Source organism: Sphingomonas humi (genome assembly GCF_039536725.1).
Classification (GTDB): domain Bacteria; phylum Pseudomonadota; class Alphaproteobacteria; order Sphingomonadales; family Sphingomonadaceae; genus Sphingomicrobium; species Sphingomicrobium humi.
Genome location: NZ_BAAAZD010000001.1, coordinates 1017391 through 1038024, shown reverse-complemented (window position 1 = coordinate 1038024; position 20634 = coordinate 1017391). Strand labels below are relative to the sequence as shown.

Below are 20634 nucleotides of genomic sequence, written 5' to 3'. Positions count from 1 at the left end.
CGTTCGTCCTGAGCGAAGTCGAAGGACGTTTGGCAATGTTTCGCGGGGCCCTTCGACTTCGCTCACGGCGAACGACCCCTTTTCGCCCTTGCTAGTTCAGGCCCCCGGCAGCCGCAGGATGTGCTTGGCGACGATGCCAAGCTGCACCTCGCTGGTGCCACCCTCGATCGAATTGGCCTTGGTCCGCAGCCATTCGCGCGCCGCCTTGCCGCCGCGCGACCGCTCGCTGTCCCATTCGAGCGCGTTGGAGCCACCAGCGGCCATGATCAGCTCGTGGCGCTTCTTGTTCAGCTCGGTCCCGGCATATTTCATCATGCTCGGCATGGCGGGATGCGCTTCGCCGGCCTTCAGCTGGTCGATGAAATGCTCGCTCATCGCGGCAAAGGCGATGGCATCGACATCAAACAGGGCGACTTCGGCGGCGAGCACGGGATCATCGATCTCGCCGAAGGTCTGCGCCAGGGTCTGCGACGAGCCCGAGCCGAGGCCCATGCCGCTGATCATCTCGCGCTCGTGGCCGAGGAGATATTTGGCGACGTCCCAGCCCTTGTTCACTTCGCCGACGATCTGGTCCTTGGGCACCTTCACATTGTCAAAAAAGGTCTCGCAGAACGGCGAATAGCCGCTGATCAGCAGGATCGGCTTGGTCGAGACGCCTTCCGATTCCATGTCGAACAGCAGGAAGCTGATGCCGCCATGCTTGGTCTCGGTCGAGGTGCGGACGAGGCAGAAGATCCAGTCGGCCTTGTCGGCATAGCTGGTCCAGACCTTCTGGCCATTGACCAGCCAATGGTCGCCCATGTCTTCGCACCGGGTCTGGAGGCCGGCGAGGTCGGACCCGGCGCCGGGTTCCGAATAGCCCTGGCACCAGCGGATCTCTCCGCGCGCGATCTCGGGCAGGAAGCGCTTCTTCTGTTCCTCGGTGCCGTACTTGAGGAGCGCCGGCCCGAGCATCGAGATGCCGAAGCTCGACAGCGGACTGCGCGCGCCGATCGCCTTCATCTCTTCGCGCAGGACCTTGAGCTCGGCCGGCGAAAGGCCGCCGCCGCCATAGGCCGCCGGCCAGTCGGGCACGGTCCAGCCCTTCTCGCCCATGACCCGCATCCAGCGTTCCTGCGCTTCGGACTGGAAGGTGAAGTTGCGGCCGCCCCAGCAGGCATCGTCTTCGGAGCGCATCGGCGTGCGCATTTCAGGCGGGCAGTTCGCCTCGAGCCAGGCGCGCGTATCGCGGCGGAAACTTTCCAGATCGGTCATGACCTTATCTCCTCGCCGCCGTCGATGCGACAAGCGCCGGGAGCCGTCAATGCGTCGGTGGAGGGGTATCGATCTTCGCGATGTGCCAGCGGCGCTGCTCGGCAGTGGAGCCATCGACGTCGTTGACCCGGCGCAGGGTGACGACCTGCGGCTCCTCGAACTTCTCGCCCTTGGTGGTCTCGCCATAGGCCTTGACCGGCACGGTGACATAGATCGATCCGGCCGCGCCTTCGGTGTCGCCGGGCTTGTAGACCTCCGCATGATATTCGCGGAAAGCCGAGAGATCGGGGGCGAGGCTTGCGGCAGAGCCCCACAGCTTCTTCGCTTCGGCGAACTTCTTGGCCTCGACGAGGGCGAAGTAGGTCTGGACCACCTGCCCCGCCCCTTGCGCGCTCTTGGGATCGATCGGGCCTTCGCTGACGATCTCTCGGTCCGGCACGGCCACGTTCGCCGCGGGACGTGGTGGCGTGGTGGGCGGCATCGCCGGCGCATTCTCCGGCGGCGCCGCCGGTTCCTCTCCCACCACGATCATCTTGTTTGCGGACTGGTCGGGCTGAGCGGAGCAGGCGGCGAGCAGAAGGCTGGAGAGCAGGATCAGGCGTTTCATGACTGCCACGAACGGACCGACGGAAGGCCAGTTCCTCCCTTTCCCCCTGCGCGGCTTTCTGCAACAGCGGAGCGAACATCAGACCGTAAGGGGCGTCATGGACTTCGACCTCACCGACCGCCAAGCCCACTTCCGCGACCGGGTTCGCGCCTTCATCGAGCGCGATGTCCGGCCGGCCGTCCCGGAGCTCGCCGCCGAGCTCAACTCGGGCGATCGCTGGCATCATCTGGAACGCCTCGAACCCTTGAAGGCCAAGGCCAAGGCCGAGGGCCTGTGGAACCTGTTCATGCCGCCGGGCGGGGCGCTGCGCCATGTCGACGAAAGCTTCCCGTTCGAAGGCGAGCAGCTCACAAACCTCGAATATGCGCTGTGCGCGGAGGAAATGGGCCGGGTCGGCTTTGCGAGCGAAGTGTTCAACTGCTCGGCGCCCGACACCGGCAACATGGAAGTGCTGCACCGCTACGGCACGCGCGCGCAGAAGGACCAGTGGCTCAGCCCCCTGATGCGCGGCGAGATCCGCTCGGCCTTCCTGATGACCGAGCCCGCCGTGGCGAGTTCGGACGCGACCAACATCCAGTGCGAAATCCGCCGTGACGGCGATCATTACGTCATCAACGGCCGCAAATGGTGGTCGAGCGGCGCCGGCGATCCGCGCTGCAAGGTGGCGATCGTGATGGGCAAGACCGACCCCGAAGCCCGCCGCCACGCGCAGCAGTCGATGGTGCTGATGCCGATGGACGCGGCCGGGATCACCGTCGAACGGGCGCTTACCGTCTACGGCTATGATGATGCGCCGCACGGGCACATGGAGATCGAACTCAAGGACGTGCGGATCCCGGCGGAGAATTTGCTGCTCGGCGAGGGCCGCGGGTTCGAGATCGCGCAAGGGCGCCTCGGGCCGGGCCGCATCCACCATTGCATGCGGACCATCGGCGCCGCCGAAGAAGCGCTCGAACTGATGGTCCGGCGCCTCCAGTCGCGCACCGCCTTCGGCAAGAAGATCAGCGAGCAGAGCGTGTGGGAACAGCGCGTCGCCGAAGCCCGGATCGAGATCGACTGCACCCGCCTCCTCTGCCTCAAGGCCGCCGACCTGATGGACAAGGCCGGCAACAAGGCGGCCAAGGCCGAGATCGCGATGATCAAGGTCAAGGCGCCGCGGATGGCGCTGCAGATCATCGACGATGCGATCCAGGCGCACGGCGGCATGGGCGTCAGCCAGGACACCAGCCTTGCGCACAGCTGGGCCGGAATCCGCACCTTGCGCCTCGCCGACGGGCCGGACGAGGTCCACAACCGCAGCATCGCGATGATCGAATATGGCAAGTTCCCGCCGATCGATCCGATGGTACCGTGAACCCACTCCCATCTCGTTCGTGCTGAGCGAAGTCGAAGCACGTTTACGCCAAGGCCCTTCGACTTCGCTCAGGGCGAACGGAGTTCAAGAATGAGCAATCTTTTCGACCTGACCGGCAAGACCGCCATCGTCACTGGTTCCTCGCGCGGGATTGGTCGCGCGATCGCCGAGGAGATGGCGGCGCACGGGGCCAATGTCGTCATTTCCAGTCGCAAGCAGGACGCCTGCGAGGAAGTCGCCGCCGCCATCAATGCCCGCGGCGCCGGAAAGGCGCTGGCGATCGCCGCGTCCATCTCCGACAAGGAAGCGCTGCGCGAACTGGTCGATCGCACCGTCGCCGAGTTCGGGCAGGTCGACATCCTCGTCTGCAACGCCGCCTCCAACCCCTATTTCGGGCCGATGGGCGGAATCAGCGACGAGCAATTTCGCAAGATCATGGACAACAATGTCCTGTCCAATCACTGGCTGACCAGCTTCGTCGCGCCCGGCATGGTCGAGCGCAAGGCGGGCTCGATCATCATCGTGTCGAGCGTCGGTGGGCTGACCAGTTCGACCGTGATCGGCCCCTACAACATCTCCAAGGCCGCCGACCTCCAGCTGGTGCGCAACCTCGCGGTCGAGTTCGGCGAGTCTAACGTCCGGGTCAATGCGATCGCCCCGGGGCTGGTACGGACCGATTTCGCCAAGGCGCTGTGGGAAAATCCCGACATTCTCGCCAAGGTGACCAAGGTGTCGGCGATGCGCCGCATCGGCGAACCGCGCGAGATCGCCGGGGCGGCGCTGTTCCTGGCGAGCGAGGCGGGCAGCTTCGTCACCGGCCAGACCCTCGTCGTCGATGGCGGAAGCACCATCGGCGCGGGTTTCTGACCCGTGAGCGTCGAGCCCGAACATCGCCATCACCCGCGCCTTGAAGGCAAGGTCATCATCGTCACCGGCGCCGGTTCCGGCATCGGCAAGGCGAGCGCGGATCTGTTCCTGGCGCATGGCGCGACGGTCATCGCGGCCGACCTCAAGGGCGCGCAGCACCAGGCCGACGCCGGGCGCGAAGAGGATGTCGTCCGGCTGGTCGAGATGGCCAAGCGGCAGCATGGCGCTCTGCACGGCTTCTTCGCCAATGCCGGCGTGTCGGGCGGGCTCGCCTCGATCTTCAACCAGTCGGTCGAGGACTGGCAGGAGATCCTGCGGATCAACCTGATCGGCCCCTTCCTGGCGATCAAGCATGCCGCCCCCCTGATCAAGGAGCAGGGCGGCGGGTCGATCATCTGCACCGCCAGCGTCGCGGGTCTGCGGTCGGGCGCCGGCGGGCCGGCCTACAGCGCGAGCAAGGCGGGCGTGATCAGCCTGGTCAAGACCGCCGCGCAGCAGTTGGCTGGGTCGAACGTCCGGGTGAATGCGATCTGCCCGGGCCTGATCGAAACCGGGATGACCGAATTCGTCTACGAACGGGCGCGGGCCAAGGGGCAGGAGGACCGCCTCGGCCACCTCAACCCGCTGCGCCGCGGCGGCGTGCCGGACGAGATCGCCCAGGCCGCGCTGTTCCTGGCGTCGGACGAAAGCAGCTACGTCAATGGCCATGCCCTCGTCGTCGACGGCGGCCTGTCGAGCTCGCATCCGTTCAACCGGCAGGAGTATGGCCGCACCGCCATCTAGCTCGCCGCCCCCTTTTCTTTCCCGGTCCCGCGATTAGGGACTGGCCTTACATTCTTGTCAGCGAAGGACCGCTCATGACCTCGCCCATCAGCACCGAAAAGCACGGCCACGTCCTCATCATCCGCTCCAACAATCCACCCGTGAACGCGCTCGGCGCGGCGGTGCGGCAGGGGCTGGTCGCGGGGATCGAGGAAGCCGAAGCGGCCGAGGACATCAAGGCGGCGGTGATCATCTGCGAGGGCCAGACCTTCTTCGCGGGCGCCGACATCACCGAATTCGGCAAGCCGCCGGTGATGCCGTGGCTGCCCGAAGTGGTCGACCGGATCGAAGCCTGCAGCAAGCCGGTGGTCGCTGCCATCCACGGCACCGCGCTCGGCGGCGGCCTCGAGGTCGCGCTCGGCTGCCATTACCGCTGTGCGGTGGCGTCGGCCAAGCTCGGGGTGCCCGAAGTGAAGCTCGGCCTGCTCCCGGGCGCAGGCGGGACCCAGCGCCTGCCGCGCGTCGCGGGCGTCGAGAAGGCGCTCCAGATGGTGACCACCGGTACCCCGATCAGCGCCCAGGAAGCGTTCGAGATCGGTCTTGTCGACCGCATGATCGAAGGCGACCTGCTGCAGCATGCCGTTGCCTATGCGACCGAGGTCGCCGACGTGCGCCCCCTTCCCCGCTCGTCCGAGCGGCAGGGCAAGATCGAGGAAGCGAGCCCGACCGCCTTCGACGATTTCATCGCCGCCAACCCGCGCACCTTCAAGGGCTTCGAAGCGCCGATGAAGAACCTCGAAGCCGTGCGCGCCGCCACGCTCAAGCCTTATGCCGAAGGCGTGATGGACGAGCGCAAGCTGTTCATGGAGTTGATGAGCGGCACGCAGGCCAAGGCGCAGCAATATTTCTTCTTCGCCGAGCGCAAGGCAGCCAAGATCGAAGGCGTCGACGAGACGGTGAAGCCGCGCGAGATCAAGCGCGTGGGCGTGATCGGTGCCGGCACCATGGGCGGCGGCATTTCGATGAACTTCCTGTCGGCGGGAATCCCCGTCACGATCGTCGAGATGAGCCAGGAAGCGCTCGACCGCGGCGCCGGCGTCATGCTCCGCAATTATGAAGCGAGCGCCAAGAAGGGTCGCTTCACCGCCGAACAGGTCGGCCAGATGATGGGTCTCCTCAACCCCACGCTCGACTTCGACTCGCTCGCCGACTGCGACCTCATCATCGAGGCCGTGTTCGAGCAGATGGAGATCAAGAAGGACATCTTCGGCCGCCTCGACAAGATCGCCAAGCCGGACGCGATCCTTGCGTCCAACACCAGCTACCTCAACGTCGACGAGATCGCAGCGGCCACCAGCCGCCCGCAGGACGTGGTCGGCCTCCACTTCTTTTCGCCAGCCAACGTCATGAAGCTGCTGGAAGTGGTGCGCGGCGCCAAGACCGCCGACGACGTGCTGGTCACCGCCATGGCGCTGGCGAAGAAGATCAAAAAGGTCGCGGTGGTGGCAGGCGTTTGCTACGGCTTCATCGGCAACCGGATGCTGATCCCGCGCCAGACCGAGGCGACCAAGCTGCTGCTCGAAGGCGCCACCCCGGCGCAGATCGACAAGGTGCACACTGACTTCGGAATGCCGATGGGCCCGTTCCAGATGGCCGACCTCGCCGGTGTCGACATCGGCTGGCACCGCGACGTCAACCGCATCGAGAACATTCGCGACGCGCTCTGCTCGGCAGACCGCTGGGGCCAGAAGAAGGGCGCCGGCTTCTACGATTATGACGACAAGCGCCGCCCCTCTCCCTCGCCAACGGTGCAGGGGATCATCGAGGAATTTCGGACCAAGGCCGGTGTGACCCCGCGCGAGATCAGCGACGAGGAGATCGCCCAGCGCACGCTCTACACCATGGTGAACGAGGGCGCGAAGATCCTCGAGGAAGGCATGGCTCAGCGGGCGTCCGATATCGATGTGGTGTGGGTCTATGGCTATGGCTGGCCGGTCTATCGCGGCGGGCCGATGCACTGGGCCGATGCCGAGGGCCTGCAGAAGATCGTCGACGGGCTGAAGGCTGCCGCGCCTCACATGGGCGACGACTTCTCCTTCTCGCAACTGCTGCTCGACAAGGCAGCCAAGGGCGAGAAGTTCACCGGACGGTAGGCGCGCATCCCGTCATCGCGGGCGCCAGGCGAAGGGATTGGTTCGCCTGGCGCTCACGATCACGCGGCGACCGCTTTTCGGAAGCACTGGACAAGCTGCAAGAAACCGCTGAAAACCCCGCCTCGCCGAATTGCTCCGGCGGGGAAACCGACATGTTCGTGGATCGGGCTGTGCATGAGGCCGAGCTGGCCTTCCTTAACGCTCCCTTCGAAGCCGATGGCTGGATGCACGCGCTCCGCCTCCTCGCTGCCGCGACCGGAAGCTCGATCGCACAGCTGTGCGGGGGCGGCGGCGGACTGACGCTCGATTTCAGCCTGTTCAGCGAGGACCGGCACGATCCGCACGGCCACCTCGTGAACCCGGCGCTCTATGGCCCGGAAAACTGGCGAATCAATTCGAGCGGGGGCGCCCGAAGCATCCAGGACGAGCGGCATTATGCGGCCTATCGCAGCAAGCGCCCGTGGAGCTTCTATGACGACGCCGTCAGCGACCTCGACCTGCCCTTTGGTTGCCAGTCGCCGCTGATCCTCGAGCAGAACGGAGGCTTCGTCGGCCTTTCCCTGCTGCGGTCGAGCCGCAACGGCCCGTGTTCGGCCGACACCGTGGCCGCCTTCGCGCGGGTGGCGCACCAGGCGCACCGGTCGACGCGGGTCGAGATCGCGCTCGGCCAGGAGCGCGGCGAGAACATGCTGGCAAGCCTCACCACCAGCAGCGAGTTCACGCTGCTGCTCGACCGCTACGGACGCCTGGTGGCGATGACCGCGGCGGCCGAAGCCCTGTTCGACGGCGACATCGGGCTCCGGCTCGAAGGGCTGGAAGTGCGGCTTTCGAACCCCGGCGAAGACCGCAGCCTGCGAGCCGCGATGACGCGGTTGCTGGCCGGCGACGCCATCGACGGGCCGGTCGTGCACGAATGCCGGGCGGGCGCGACCGACGTGCGACCGCAGGGCCACTGGCGACTGTTCCTCACTCGCCTTCCCGCCAATCGCGACGTGATCGGCGTGGAGGCCCAACTGGCCATCACCTTGCGCCCATTGCTGTCGGCGTGACCTTTAGCCGGTAATCGCGTTGCGAACTTTCGGGCGATCCGGTCGTTACCGGTGCGAAAGGGAATACCAACGATGAGCAGTGCAACCGCCGCCGTGCACCAGGATCCGGTGCGCCGTTATTCCAATGTCGCCGCCACGATCCACTGGATCACCGCGGCCGCCGTGCTGTTCCAGATCTGGCTCGGCTTCAGCATGGGTGAACCGCCCCAGGCCAATCCCTTCAACTGGCACAAGACGGTGGGGGCGCTGATCCTGCTGCTGACCCTCGGTCGGCTGACCTACCGCCTGTCCAATCCCCCGCCGCCCTTCCCAGACGACATGCCGCGGTGGGAGCGGGTGGCCGCGGTGTGGAACCACCGGCTCTTCTATCTGCTGCTGCTCGGCCTTCCGCTCGGCGGCTACCTCGCTGTCTCGGCCTTTTCGGGCGGCAAGCCGATGACCCTGATCGGCGGCATCACGTTGCCGACCATTCCGGGCATTCCCAAGGCCTATGGAGAAGTGTTCGGCGAGATGCACGCCGCTGCCGCGTTCGGCCTGATCGCACTGCTGGTGGTGCACGCCGCAGCCGCGCTCAAGCACCGTTTCGTCGACAAGACTCCAGCCTCGGGCCGGATGCCTCCGTTCGCCCTCCCGCACGAGGAGACGGTCGTCGGCCAGGGCGGCAGCGCGCGCTAGCCTTCGATCACTACCTCGGTGCCCATCTGGGTCAGGCCGTAGAGCTTCTTCGCGAATTCGACCGGCAGGCGGACGCAGCCGTGGCTGGCGGGATAGCCCGGCAGCGCGCCGCCGTGGAAGGCGATACCCATCTCGTCGTACATCTGCATGTAGGGCATGGGCGCATTGTCATATTTGCGGCTGAAGCCCTTCACCTGCTTGCGGAACACCTTCCAGAAACCAAGCGGCGTTTCGCGGCCCTTCTTGCCCGACGAAATGGTGCTGACCCCGACCAGGGTATCGCCCTTGTAGACGAACATCAGCTGCTGCAGCCGGTCGATCACCACCTTGGCCGGCGCATCGGGAATGGTCGCGGCCCAGCGATATTGGCCGGGCTTCAGGGCAACCGTGCCGAACTGGGCCCGGGCCTGCTCGGTGGCCTTGGGCGCGAACCCGTTGGTCCACTCATACGGAAGCTGCGGCGCCGTGACGGGCTTGGGCGGCGGGGCCTCCGCGACCCTGGTCGGCGTGGTGGCACAGGCAGCGAGCAGAGCTGCGACAAGGGCGACGGATGTAAAGCGCGAAGCGGTACGGCGATCCATGGCCGTTTGCCTTGGGGAATGCCGGTCATCAGTCAAGTTATTGGTAAACGGCAGTTTAGCGCTCTCGCTTCCCCCCGCCCCGCCGCAGCCATTGCGCGCCCGGCGCGGCGAACTTATGCAGAGCGCGTCAGTGAAGCCGATCGACGGCGGACGGCCAATTGGAAGGCTCGATGCGGTTAATTCTGCTTACCGGAACCAGTCCGGAGGGGGAGATCCAGCATCGCCATGTGGCGCAGCGGCTGGCCGAAGCTTATCCCGACGCACTGAAAGCGATCATCGTCGCCACCGGCGTGCAGCGTTCGCTTCCCGAGAAAGTCCGCCGCTGGCGCAAGCGCCTTTCCAACCGGGAGATCGCTTCCCGCCTGCTGGTCCGTGGGGTGCACCAGCTGACCTCGGAAGCGGCGGCCAAGCAGGCTGACCTCGAGCGGGTGCTGTTTCCCGCGGGTGATCCGCAAAAGATGCCGAGGCAGGACCTCGTCCGGAACGTGGCCTCGCACAATTCGCCGGAATGCCGCGCGCTGGTCGCCGAACTGAAGCCCGACATCGCCGTCGTGTACGGCACCCTGGTCATTGGCAAAGCCCTGATCCAGGCGCTGCCGCGAACGCTCAATCTCCATACCGGCCAGTCGCCCCGCTATCGCGGGTCGGACACCAACTTCTGGCCGATCTACAACCGCGAACCCCAATATCTCGGATCGACCGTCCATCTCCTCGACCCGGGCATCGATTCGGGCGCCATCCTTGCTCGGGGCCGGGCGGCAATCGAACCGGTGGAAACGGTGCACAGCCTGTTCGGAAAGGCGGTCGCGGTCGGTGCGGAGCTGCTTTGCCGCGCGGTCGGGCGGGTGCACGACGGTTTGGCCGAGCCGCAGCCGCAGGATTTGTCGCAGGGACGGGAATATCGATCGGTCGAGCGCAGCTGGGCCGCCGAACGTAGGGTCAAGCAGCTCATCGCCGGCGGCATCCTTGGGAAAGGATTGCCGGCATGGCGGGAAGAATTCTGACCCTCGGGCTCACCTGGATCGGGCTGCTGCTCTTCTACCTTGGCGCAGGACCGCTCGTGCGGCGGATCGGCCGCAGAAACCCGAAGATCCTGCTCTATCACGATTGCGCCCCGGCCGAGGACAGCTTCACCGCTGGCCTCGACTGCACCACCCCGCCAGGGCAGTTCGCTGCCCACCTCGATTACCTGAAGCGGCACCACCGGGTGGTCGACGTCGATGTGATCGCACGGGGCGAGGCGCCCGAGGGAGCGGTCGCGATCACCTTTGATGACGGCTATCGGTCGGTCTTCGGCCACGCCTTCCCGCTCCTTGCGGAACGCGGATTTACGGCGCGGACCTATCTCATCAGCGACGTGCTCGACAATGCGGGGCTGGTCTGGGTCAACGAACTGAACCACGCGCTGCGCACCCGTCCGGACGTGACGGTCCCCCTGCTCGACGAGTATTTCCCAGGCTGTCCCGCGGACCCCTCGACCGCGATCGACCATTGCCGGGTGAACTTCGGCGCGGAGGCGATGGACAATCTGCTCGGGCGGCTGCGCGCCTCGCTTGGCTACGACCCGGCCGAAGTCGCAGCGGAGGCGCGCCTCTACATGCGCTGGTCCGAGATCGAGCAGATGCTCGGCGCCGGCATGACCTTCGGCAACCACACCAGGACCCACCCCAATCTCGAGCGCCTGTCCCCGGCGGAGCAGCAGCGGGAGATTGCCGGGGCGCAGGAAGTGCTCGCCGCTCGCCTGCCCTGCCATTCGCTAGCCTATCCGTTTGGCCATCACAGCGCAGAAACGGCGGAAATCGCGCGCAAGCTCGGGCTTGGCAGCGTGGTCGAGGTGGGTGGCGGCAACCGGCCGGTCGACCCGCTTGCGCTTGGCCGGGTGCACCTATCCGATCAGTCGGTCGCCGGCCTGTTCGCGCGGATGGAGGTGGTCGAGCCGATCAAGGCGGCGCTGCGCCGGCGCCTGCGGAAGCCCGCAATCGCCGCCTAGCCGCCGATCCCGGTCGTCGCAGGCGGCGGCGCGTTGACGTGTGACCAGATGGCGCTGACCACGACCGATCCTTCGCCCACGCTTGACGCCACCCGCTTGACCGAGCCCGAGCGGACGTCGCCCACCGCGAAGATCCCGCTGCAGGACGTGGCGTAGCTCGAATCGGCACCGACCTCGGCCCCCGTGCGAACAAAGCCGGCGCGGTCGAGCTCGACGAGCCCCGAAAGCCAGTCGGTGTTGGGAGCGGCGCCAATCATGATGAACAGCGCGCGGCAGCCCACGTCCCAGTCACCCTGGGGCCCGCTGACGGTGACGCGTTCCAGATGGCCGTCACCGTCCAATGCGCAAAGCTGGCTGCCGGTGTGGATCTCGATCCGCGGATCGGCTTCCAGCCGTTCGCGCAGGTAAGCGCTCATCGTCTCGGCAAGGCCCTTGCCGCGGACCAGCAGATGCACCTTCCGCGCGACGCGGGAGAGATACATGGCGGCCTGACCCGCGCTGTTCCCGCCGCCGACCACTACCGCTTCGGTTTCGTGGCAGAAGCGCGCCTCCATCTCGGTTGCGGCATAATAGATGCCCGCGCCCTCGAACTCCCCGATCCGCGCGATCGGCAGCCGGCGATACTGGACCCCCGTCGCGACCAGCACGGCGCGGGTGCACAATTGCTCGCCGTCGTCGAGGGTGACGCAAAAGCCATCGTCGCGCCTGACCAGCCCTTCGACGCGGCGCGGCATGGCAAAGCAGGTCCCGAACTTCATTGCCTGGATCTGCCCCCGGAAAGTCAGGTCGGCGCCCGAAATGCCGGTCGGAAAGCCCATGTAATTCTCGATCCGGCTGCTGGTCCCGGCCTGCCCGCCGATCGCATTGTCCTCGACAACCAGCGCCCTCAGCCCTTCCGACCCGGCATAGACCGCAGCGGCGACCCCGGCCGGACCGGCGCCGACGATGATGAGGTCGAGCGCTTCGGCCGGACGGGCCTTGAGGTCGAGGCCGAAGTGCTGGGCGACCCGGCGCGGCGTCGGCTCTTCGAGCGGCACGCCGGCGATGCTGACCCCCGGCTCGCCCTCGGCGATCTCACGGAAGGGCAAGCGGTTGCGGCTGAGGAAGCTTGCGACCCGTGCGACCGCAGGGTCGTGCTCGGCGCCGGTCACGACGATGCTGCTGTCACCGGCTTCGAAGATGCGGCGGCGGCGCGCGGCGAACACGGTGAGGATATGGTCACCGATCTCCGGCACGTCGCTCATCAGTCGCAGCATGGCGGTCCGCGGCACCTCGCTCGCGACCGTGTCCACCGCGGCCCGCATGGTGAGCGTCATCGGCCCGCCATTCAGGAACGAAAGCTCGCCCATGAACTGGCCGGCACGCAACGAGCCGGGCAGCAGTCGCTCGCCGGTGACCGGATCGGCCACTTCGACTTCGCCGTCTTCGACCAGCACGAAGCGCTCCTGCGGGGAGCCTGCCTCCAGCAGGACCTCGCCGGCCGCATAATGGCGCCGGGTCGCGATACCGCGAATGGCTGCCAGCTGGTCGTCCGCGAACGGACGAGGGGTCATGGTGTCGAGGTCGCCGCCGATGGAATCCATTGCGCCACTCTAGCCCGCCCTAGGGCCGATGAAAGCAGCTTCGTCGCGCCTCGCGAACGCAACGGCTGATCGCAACCTGAAGCAACATCGCCATCCGACTGCATCCGATCGGTCCGGCCGAACGTAGTTAATTTTTGTTAATATAGCGTTCACGCCCCGTCGAACGTCTTTCCCGAAGGAAGGTAACCCTTGATGCGACATGCCTTTGCCGCCTCCCTGCTGCTCGCCGCCACGCTCGCCGCCGCCCCGGCATCGGCCGAGACGGTCTTCGGACTGACCTCCACGAGGATCGTGACCTTCGATTCCACCACCCCGAGCAATATCTTGTCCAGCAGCCCGATCACGGGCCTCACCGGCAACGTGTCGCTGCGAGGCATCGACTTCCGGCCGGCCGACGGCCAGCTCTATGCCTTGGGCACCAACGGCAATTTGTACCGCCTGACCGCCAACGGGAACACCTACCAGGCGACCGACCTCGGCGCCCTCACCACCGCGCCGCAGGGCACCTCCGCCGGGTTCGATTTCAACCCGACCGTCGACCGCCTCCGCGTCACCTCGGACACCAACCAGAACCTCCGGGTCAATCCGAACACCAACCCGCCAGCGGTGACCGTGGATGGGGCGATCACCCTCAACGGCAGCAGCAACATCGACCTGGTCGGCTCGGCCTATACGAACAGCTTCGTCGGCGCACCGGGCACGACGCTGTACGGCCTCGACGCCTTCACCGATTCATTGGTGCGTGCCACCGATGCAAACCTGGGCACCTACGTCAACACGAACACAGCCGGAGGATTGTTTGGGCCGCTCGGCGTGACCTTCAGCAATGCCGACCTGATCGGGTTCGACATTTCCGGCACGACAGGGGCCGGCTTCTTCAACCTCAACGACGGCTTCTTCAGCGTGAATTTTAGCACCGGAGCGGCGACCCGCATCGGCACGATCGGCGCGGGCAGCTTGATCGGGCTTTCGGTCGCGCCCACGGCGGCCGTGCCCGAGCCCGGCACCTGGGCGATGATCCTGCTCGGCTTCGCGGCGATCGGAACCGCCATGCGCCGCCGCCGCGCGGTGCGACCGGCTCAAGCCGCCGCCTGAGCAATCTTCGGTATCAGCGGCCCCGTCGGCGCCTGGCGTCAGCGGGGTCGCTTATTCCCATTCGATCGTGCCCGGCGGCTTCGACGTATAGTCGTAGACCACCCGGTTGATGCCCTGGACCTCGTTGACAATACGGGTGGCGACCCGGCCGAGGAACTCGGGCGTGAAGGGATAGACGTCGGCGGTCATGCCATCGACGCTGGTGACCGCACGGAGCGCGCAAACGCTGTCGTAGGTGCGCGCGTCGCCCATCACCCCGACGGTGCGGACCGGCAGCAGCACCGCGAACGCCTGCCAGATCGCGTCGTAGAGCCCGGCGTTACGAATTTCCTCGAGATAGATGGCGTCGGCCTTGCGCAGGATGTCGCAGCGCTCCTTCGTGACCTCGCCCGGGATGCGGATGGCGAGGCCCGGCCCCGGGAAGGGATGGCGGCCGACGAAGGCGGGCGGCAGGCCAAGCTCGACGCCAAGCTCGCGGACCTCGTCCTTGAACAGCTCGCGCAATGGCTCGACCAGCTTCATGTTCATGCGCTCGGGCAAGCCGCCGACATTGTGGTGGCTCTTGATCGTGACCGAAGGGCCGCCGGTGAAGGATACGCTTTCGATGACGTCGGGATAGAGCGTTCCCTGCGCGAGGAAATCGGCGCCGCCGATCTTGGCGGCCTCGGCCTCGAACACCTCGATGAAGGTCTTGCCGATGAACTTTCGCTTGGCCTCGGGGTCGGTGAGGCCGGCGAGCCCCGACAGGAACAGCTCCTCGGCACGGACGTGGACCAGCGGGATGTTGTAATGGCCGCGGAACAGCGAAACGACCTGGTCCGCTTCGGCCGAGCGCATCAGTCCGTGATCGACGAAGACGCAGGTCAACTGCTCGCCGATCGCTTCATGGATGAGGACCGCGGCGACTGCGCTGTCGACGCCGCCGGACAGCCCGCAGATGACCCGGCCGGTGCCGACCTGGGCGCGGATGTCGGCGATCTTCTGGTCGCGGTAGGCGGCCATCGACCATTCGCCCGAGCAGCCGCAGATATGCCGCGCGAAATTCGCCAGCAGTTTGCCGCCGTCCGGGGTGTGAACCACCTCCGGATGGAACATCAGGCTGTAGCGGCGGCGTTCCTCGTCGGTGGCGATGGCGAAGGGCGCGCCCTCGGACGCGGCGACGACCGAAAAGCCGGGCGCGAGGCTGTCGACCCGGTCGCCGTGGCTCATCCACACCTGGTGGCGTTCGCCGACCTGCCACAGCCCATCGAAGAGCGCGGAGGGCGCCATCACTTCGATGAAGGCGCGGCCGAACTCCTTGTGGTCGGAAGTGACGACCCGGCCGCCCAGCTGCTGGTGGAGAGTCTGCTGACCGTAGCAGATGCCGAGCAGCGGCAGCCCGCTGTCGAACATCACCTGCGGCGCGCGCGGGCTATCCTCCCACGTCACCGAGGACGGACCGCCCGAAAAAATGATCCCCTTGGGCTGGAGACGGTGGAAGGCTTCTTCCGCCGCGTTGAACGGAGCGATCTCGCAATAGACACCGGCTTCGCGGATGCGGCGGGCGATGAGCTGGGTCACCTGGCTGCCGAAGTCGACGATGAGCAGGGTTTCGGCCGGTTGCATGGGTCGGGCTGGCTCCGTTCGCGGGCATAGGTAAAGGCGCCGAAGCCCTATGGCTCCGGCGCCTTCCTGTCCACCGGGGTGGAGCTAGCGCTGGTTAGGCGCGGTTGACCTTCAGGTCGGTGATCTGGCCGTTCCGGCTGAACTTGCAGTCGAAGCGGAAGTTGGCACCGGCCCGATTGTAGCCGTTGTTGTAGGGCTGGTTGTAACCACCGTACGGCTGGTTGTACCCGCCGTTGTAATAACCGCCGTAATTGCCCTGGTAGGCCGCGTTGGTGGCAAGACCGTAGACCCGCATGTTGCCGTTCTTGGTCCGGTTCACGCGGTCGATCTGGGCAACGCGATAGCTGCCCTGGGCATAGGCCTGGTTATAGCCGCCATAGCCCTGGTTGTAGCCGCCGTAGCCACCACCGTAGCGCCCGTTGATGCGCTGTTCGGCCGCAGCCGCACACTGCTGCACCGCTGTACGCTCCATATCGTAGTTGTTGGTGCCGTAGTACGGGTTGCCACCGTAGGGGTTGCCGCCGCGCAGGATCGAATTGAGGATCGCGCCGGTGATGACGTCACCGACGCCGCCACCGTACGGGCTCGGATAATATTGCGCCGAAGCCGGAGCCGACGCGCCGACGGTAACCGCAGCAACCGCTGCCGCACCCGCGAGGATTTTCGAAACAGCCTTCATGGCCACTGCCTCCTGGTCATTCTCGAAGCGAGACTTTCCCGCTTGTTGGGATCGTTATCGGCCTTGTGCGCTGCATCGGGTCTGAATGACGTCGTATGCTGGTGTTCAGCTACCCCGCCAGGGCAGACCCAAGTCGAACAGACGAACTTGCCGTATCGCGCCAGAAAACGCTTGACTTTGAAAAAGGGCGCATCGGCTCCTTCTGAAAATTCGGAACCTGACTTCGGCCGGCACGTTTTGAGGGCAAACGGAGTCATGTGAAATGAAACGCTTAGCAGTCTTCGCGGCGGCGATTGCCGTGGCGGTGGCGAGCCCTTGCGCCGCCACGTCCTCCACCCTTGCGCCCGATGAAAGCCCCGCGGCGCTGATGGCGGCGTCGGCGGCGGTGGCGACCGCCCGCGACCATGCCGAGGAGATTGGCGCCAACCGTCCGCTCAAGCCCGGCGGCTACTGGTGGTCGTCGGACATGCCGGCCGACGGCGATACCGAAGTGGTCGTCAGCCTCGAGGACCAGCGCGCCTATGTCTACCGCGCGGGCGAACTGATCGGCGTTACGACCATCTCGAGCGGCAAGCCCGGCAAGGACACGCCTCCGGGGATCTTCCCGATCCTCGAAAAGAAGAAGATGCACCGCAGCCGCAAGTATGACGATGCGCCTATGCCCTTCATGCAGCGCATCGATCAGTATGGCATCGCGCTTCATGCCGGTCACATTCCGGGTGAGCCGGCCAGCCACGGCTGCGTCCGCCTGCCGGCCGCCTTCGCGGCAAAGCTGTTCAACATGACCAAGGTCGGTGACCGGGTCGTGATCGGCTGAGCCCGGCGGAGTTGAAACACCAGGCCGGCGAGGGCTCCCCTTCCCTCGCCGGCCTTGCGCTTACTTGATCTCCAGCCCCGTGAAGCGCGCCATGAAGGCGGTAACGTCGCTGGCTTCCTCGATGATCTTGTCGGTCGGCTTGCCCGAGCCGTGGCCCGCGCGCGTCTCGATCCGGATCAGCTGTGGATTGCCGGTCGGGTGCGCATACTGAAGCGCCGCGGCATATTTGAAGCTGTGCCCCGGAACCACGCGGTCGTCGGTGTCCGCGGTCGTCACGATCATCGCCGGATAGGCCACGTTCGCCTTGATGTTGTGGTAGGGCGAATAGGCCAGCAGGGTGCGGAAATCGGCTTCCTTGTTGGGATAGCCATAATCGTCGACCCAGTAGCGACCCGCGGTGAAGCGGTCGAAGCGCAGCATGTCCATCACGCCGACCTGCGCATTGGCCGCCGCGAACAGGTCCGGCCGCTGGTTGACGACCGCGCCGATCAGAAGGCCGCCGTTGGAGCCGCCCTGCACCGCGAGCCCGCCCTTGGGGGTCACCCCTTGCGCGATCAGCGCTTCGCCCGCGCCGATGAAATCGTCGAACACGTTCTGCTTGTTGTTGAGGCGTCCGGCGTCGTGCCATGCCTTGCCATATTCACCGCCGCCGCGAATGTTCGCCAGCACCCACGCGCCGCCCTGTTCGAGCCACGCGAGGCGCGTCGCCGAGAAGCTCGGGGTCAGCGAGACGTTGAAGCCGCCATAGCCATAGAGAAGCGTCGGCACGGGCCCGGTCACGCCCTTCTTGCGCACCACGAACATCGGCACCCGGGTGCCGTCCTTGGACGCGAAGAAACGCTGCTCGACGGTGAAGTCGTCGGGGTTGAAGAGCAGCTTGGGGGTGAACCACGCGCTGCTCGCATTGGAGCGGACGTCGTAGCGATAGACGGTGGTCGGACGGTTGAAGCTGGTGAAGGCGAAGAAGGTCTCAGGATCGTCGAGATCCCCCGAGAAACCGCCCGCCGTGCCGAGGCCCGGAAGTTCGACCACCCGCTCACGCGTGCCGGCCAGGGTGTGAACCCGGACCTCGGTCGACGCATCCTTGAGGTAGGAAAGGATGAGCTTGCCGCCGACCAAGTTCGACCCGCTCAGCGTTTCGGGCTGCTCGTCGACGATCACCTTCTTGTTGGGCCGGGCGGCGTTGACGTCGATCGCCACCACCTTGAGCCGCGGGGCGCCGTCGTTGGTCTGGAAATAATAGGTCGAGCCGCGATTGCCGATGTAGCTATAATCATGGGTGAAGCCGGGGATCAGGGTCCGCGGCTTGGCGCCCTTGCGCTGCCAGTCGAGCAGGGTGACCTCGTAGCGCTCGTCGGTGCCGCTCGAGGAGGTGATGACGATGGTCGAACCGTCGTCGCTGACCTGCGCCCCATGGTTGAGGTCGGGGCGGTCCGGCGTCGCATAGATCAGGCGGTCGGCCGCCTGAGCGGTTCCGACCTGATGGTAATAGACCATCTGGTTCTTGTTCAGCGAGACGAAGTCCGCGCCCGAAGCGCTCTCGGGATAGCGCGAATAGACGAAGCCCTTGCTGTCCTTGGCCCACGACAGGCCGGAGAACTTCACCCACTTGATCTCATCGCCGATGACCTTGCCGGTGGCGACGTCGAGCACCTTGAGGGTGCGCCAGTCCGAACCGCCGTCCTGGATTGCGTAAAGCAGGTATTTGCCGTCCTCGCTCGGCACCCATTCGGCGAGCGCGGTCGCGCCGTCCTTGCTGAAGCCGTTGGGATCGACCAGCAGCCGCTCGGGCCCGTTCAGGCTGTCGCGGACGTAGAGCGGCGACTGGTTCTGAAGACCGGCATTGCGCGCGTAGAAGTAGCGCCCGCCCTTCTTCACCGGAGTGCCGACACGCTCATAATTGTAGAGCTCGGTCATCCTTTTCTTGAGGATGTCGCGGCCCGGCAGCGTGGCGAGATAGGCGTTGGTGACCTTGTTCTCCTCGGCCACCCATGAGGCGACCGCGGGGTCCTTGCGGACGTCGTTCTCGAGCCAGCGATAGGGATCGGCGACCGCCACTCCGAACTGGGTATCGACGACATTGTCGCGGCGGGTCTGCGGGTAGGCGAGCGCGGGAGCGGCGGGCGCCTGTTCGGGCGCCAGCGCGGCCTCGACCGCGGGCGGCGCGGGAAGTGGTGCAACTGGCGGGGTGGTCGAGCAGGCAGCGATGGGAAGCGTCATCAGAATCAGGCTCTTACGCATGTTTGACCCTTGATCGGGAGAAATGGTGCGCGAGTGCTAGCAGGCGCTGCGCCAAGGGCAAGCAGGTCGGCGCTTGCCTCTGTCCCCAAACCGTCGCATCCCGCTCGCCATGACCCTAGTCAACACCGACTTCCACGCCGCAGCCGAAGCCGAGTTCGACGCGATGGTCGCGCTGCGCCGCGCCATCCATGCCGATCCCGAGCTGGGGCTGCACTGCACGCGCACCACGCAGAAGCTGAAGGCCTCGCTCGATGGCCTCCCGCTCGAAATCCGCGATTCGAAAAGCACCAGCGGGTTCGTCGCGATCCTGCGTGGGAGCCGTCCGGGCCGGACCGTGCTGCTGCGCGGCGACATGGACGCGCTTCCGATCCACGAGGAAACCGGTCTCGACTTCGCGAGCCAGACCGCCGGCAAGATGCACGCCTGCGGACATGATTCGCACTCGGCGATGCTGTCGGCCGCCGCGCGCATCATGAGCGCCCAGCAGGCGAGCCTCGAAGGCACTATCGTCTTCATGTTCCAGCCGGGCGAGGAAGGGCACCACGGCGCCCGCTTCATGATCGAGGACGGCCTCCTCGATGATCCGGCCCCCGACGCGGCCTTCGCGCTGCACATCTGGCCGACGATCAAAGGCGGTCAGGTGACCAGCCGGCCGGGCGCGCTGCTGGCGTCGACCGATGCGCTGAACGCGACCATCCGCGGCCGCGGCGGACATGCCGCCATGCCCTATCAGGCGGTCGACCCGATCCCTGTCGCCTGCGAGGCCGTCGGCGCGCTTCAGCAATGGATCGCGCGGCGCGTGCCCTTCTTCGACGCGGCGGTCATCTCGATCACGCAGATCAACGCCGGCACCGCCTACAACATCATCCCCGAGACGGTGGAACTGAAGGGCACCCTGCGCACCCTTTCCGACCAGCGCCGCGACGCCGGGCGCGCCGCCTTCGAACATATCGTCAAGGGCGTTGCCGCCACCCACGGCTGCAGCGCCGAGGTGCGGGTCGACCATGGCTATCCCGCCACCCGTAACGACCCCCGCGCGGTCGCGATGGTCGAAGCCTTGAGCGCCGACCTGTTCGGCGAGGGCACCTTTGAGGAAATGCCGAGTCCGATCATGGGCGGCGAGGACTTCGCCTATGTCCTGCAACGGGTGCCCGGCTGCATGGCCTTCCTCGGCGTCGCGCCGCACAGCGACAGCGCGCCGGAGGATCGCCCCTCGCTCCATCATCCGCGGATGACGCTGGAGGAGGAGTGGCTGAGCCGGGGGGTCGCGCTGCATTGCGCCTTCGCGACCCGGTTCCTCGCCCGCGGGTGGGAGTAAAGCG

The 20634-nt window shown here is 66.3% G+C and carries 18 protein-coding genes; 11 read left to right on the top strand and 7 right to left on the bottom strand.

The features are described 5' to 3' along the window. Positions 1 to 96: 96 nt before the first annotated feature. Both ABD729_RS05080 and ABD729_RS05075 read right to left on the bottom strand, forming a co-directional pair. Positions 97 to 1254, bottom strand: coding sequence for an acyl-CoA dehydrogenase family protein (locus ABD729_RS05080; RefSeq protein WP_344709072.1), 1158 nt, complete (start codon positions 1252 to 1254; stop codon positions 97 to 99). A gap of 46 nt (positions 1255 to 1300) precedes the next feature. After that, complete coding sequence (locus tag ABD729_RS05075) at positions 1301 to 1861, bottom strand: hypothetical protein (protein ID WP_344709071.1); 561 nt, start codon at positions 1859 to 1861, stop codon at positions 1301 to 1303. Positions 1862 to 1958: 97 nt separating this feature from the next. On the opposite strand from ABD729_RS05075, the gene ABD729_RS05070 reads away from it, so the two are divergent. The 6 genes from ABD729_RS05070 (at position 1959) to ABD729_RS05045 (ending at position 8721) form a co-directional block, all read left to right on the top strand. Further along, on the top strand, positions 1959 to 3215 hold the full coding sequence (locus ABD729_RS05070) for an acyl-CoA dehydrogenase family protein (protein WP_344709070.1): 1257 nt from the start codon (positions 1959 to 1961) through the stop codon (positions 3213 to 3215). A gap of 90 nt (positions 3216 to 3305) precedes the next feature. After that, positions 3306 to 4082 (top strand): SDR family oxidoreductase, encoded by a 777-nt coding sequence (locus tag ABD729_RS05065; protein ID WP_344709069.1) that lies wholly within the window; start codon positions 3306 to 3308, stop codon positions 4080 to 4082. Positions 4083 to 4085: 3 nt separating this feature from the next. After that, a complete protein-coding gene (locus tag ABD729_RS05060) occupies positions 4086 to 4865 on the top strand; it encodes an SDR family NAD(P)-dependent oxidoreductase (RefSeq protein WP_344709068.1) in 780 nt (259 codons plus the stop codon). Between the two features lie 74 nt (positions 4866 to 4939). After that, positions 4940 to 6997 carry a 3-hydroxyacyl-CoA dehydrogenase NAD-binding domain-containing protein gene (locus ABD729_RS05055; RefSeq protein WP_344709067.1) on the top strand — a complete coding sequence of 686 codons (2058 nt, stop codon included), beginning with the start codon at positions 4940 to 4942 and terminating at the stop codon, positions 6995 to 6997. A 158-nt stretch (positions 6998 to 7155) separates the two neighbouring features. Then, on the top strand, positions 7156 to 8046 hold the full coding sequence (locus tag ABD729_RS05050; protein WP_344709065.1) for a hypothetical protein: 891 nt from the start codon (positions 7156 to 7158) through the stop codon (positions 8044 to 8046). A 72-nt stretch (positions 8047 to 8118) separates the two neighbouring features. Next, positions 8119 to 8721, top strand: a complete 603-nt coding sequence (locus tag ABD729_RS05045) for a cytochrome b (protein WP_344709064.1) — start codon at positions 8119 to 8121, stop codon at positions 8719 to 8721. On the opposite strand, the gene ABD729_RS05040 is transcribed toward ABD729_RS05045, so the two are convergent. Next, entirely contained in the window at positions 8718 to 9302 is a 585-nt protein-coding gene (locus tag ABD729_RS05040; RefSeq protein WP_344709063.1) for a L,D-transpeptidase family protein, read from the bottom strand. The genes ABD729_RS05045 and ABD729_RS05040 overlap by 4 nt on opposite strands. Positions 9303 to 9472: 170 nt before the next feature. Here ABD729_RS05040 and ABD729_RS05035 point away from each other — a divergent pair, with 170 nt between their 5' ends. Beyond that, entirely contained in the window at positions 9473 to 10306 is an 834-nt protein-coding gene (locus ABD729_RS05035; protein ID WP_344709062.1) for a formyl transferase, read from the top strand. Next, positions 10288 to 11292, top strand: a complete 1005-nt coding sequence (locus ABD729_RS05030; protein WP_344709061.1) for a polysaccharide deacetylase family protein — start codon at positions 10288 to 10290, stop codon at positions 11290 to 11292. The genes ABD729_RS05035 and ABD729_RS05030 overlap by 19 nt, the downstream gene beginning before the upstream one ends. Here ABD729_RS05030 and ABD729_RS05025 read toward each other — a convergent pair. After that, positions 11289 to 12875 carry an FAD-dependent oxidoreductase gene (locus tag ABD729_RS05025; RefSeq protein WP_344709060.1) on the bottom strand — a complete coding sequence of 529 codons (1587 nt, stop codon included), beginning with the start codon at positions 12873 to 12875 and terminating at the stop codon, positions 11289 to 11291. The genes ABD729_RS05030 and ABD729_RS05025 overlap by 4 nt on opposite strands. A gap of 192 nt (positions 12876 to 13067) precedes the next feature. Here ABD729_RS05025 and ABD729_RS05020 point away from each other — a divergent pair, with 192 nt between their 5' ends. Further along, a complete protein-coding gene (locus tag ABD729_RS05020; protein WP_344709059.1) occupies positions 13068 to 13970 on the top strand; it encodes a DUF4394 domain-containing protein in 903 nt (300 codons plus the stop codon). A 51-nt stretch (positions 13971 to 14021) separates the two neighbouring features. Here ABD729_RS05020 and guaA read toward each other — a convergent pair whose 3' ends face one another. Together guaA and ABD729_RS05010 are read right to left on the bottom strand one after the other, a co-directional pair. Continuing rightward, positions 14022 to 15575 (bottom strand): glutamine-hydrolyzing GMP synthase, encoded by a 1554-nt coding sequence (gene guaA, locus ABD729_RS05015; protein ID WP_344709058.1) that lies wholly within the window; start codon positions 15573 to 15575, stop codon positions 14022 to 14024. Positions 15576 to 15669: 94 nt separating this feature from the next. After that, the gene (locus tag ABD729_RS05010) at positions 15670 to 16254 is read right to left on the bottom strand and encodes a hypothetical protein (RefSeq protein ID WP_344709057.1); all 585 of its coding nucleotides are present in this window, start codon (positions 16252 to 16254) and stop codon (positions 15670 to 15672) included. A gap of 262 nt (positions 16255 to 16516) precedes the next feature. On the opposite strand from ABD729_RS05010, the gene ABD729_RS05005 reads away from it, so the two are divergent. Beyond that, the gene (locus tag ABD729_RS05005; protein ID WP_344709056.1) at positions 16517 to 17071 is read left to right on the top strand and encodes a L,D-transpeptidase family protein; all 555 of its coding nucleotides are present in this window, start codon (positions 16517 to 16519) and stop codon (positions 17069 to 17071) included. A 60-nt stretch (positions 17072 to 17131) separates the two neighbouring features. Here ABD729_RS05005 and ABD729_RS05000 read toward each other — a convergent pair whose 3' ends face one another. Then, positions 17132 to 19312 (bottom strand): prolyl oligopeptidase family serine peptidase, encoded by a 2181-nt coding sequence (locus tag ABD729_RS05000; protein WP_344709055.1) that lies wholly within the window; start codon positions 19310 to 19312, stop codon positions 17132 to 17134. 109 nt (positions 19313 to 19421) lie between these two features. Here ABD729_RS05000 and ABD729_RS04995 point away from each other — a divergent pair, with 109 nt between their 5' ends. After that, complete coding sequence (locus ABD729_RS04995; RefSeq protein ID WP_344709054.1) at positions 19422 to 20630, top strand: M20 metallopeptidase family protein; 1209 nt, start codon at positions 19422 to 19424, stop codon at positions 20628 to 20630. The last annotated feature ends 4 nt before the right edge of the window (positions 20631 to 20634 follow it).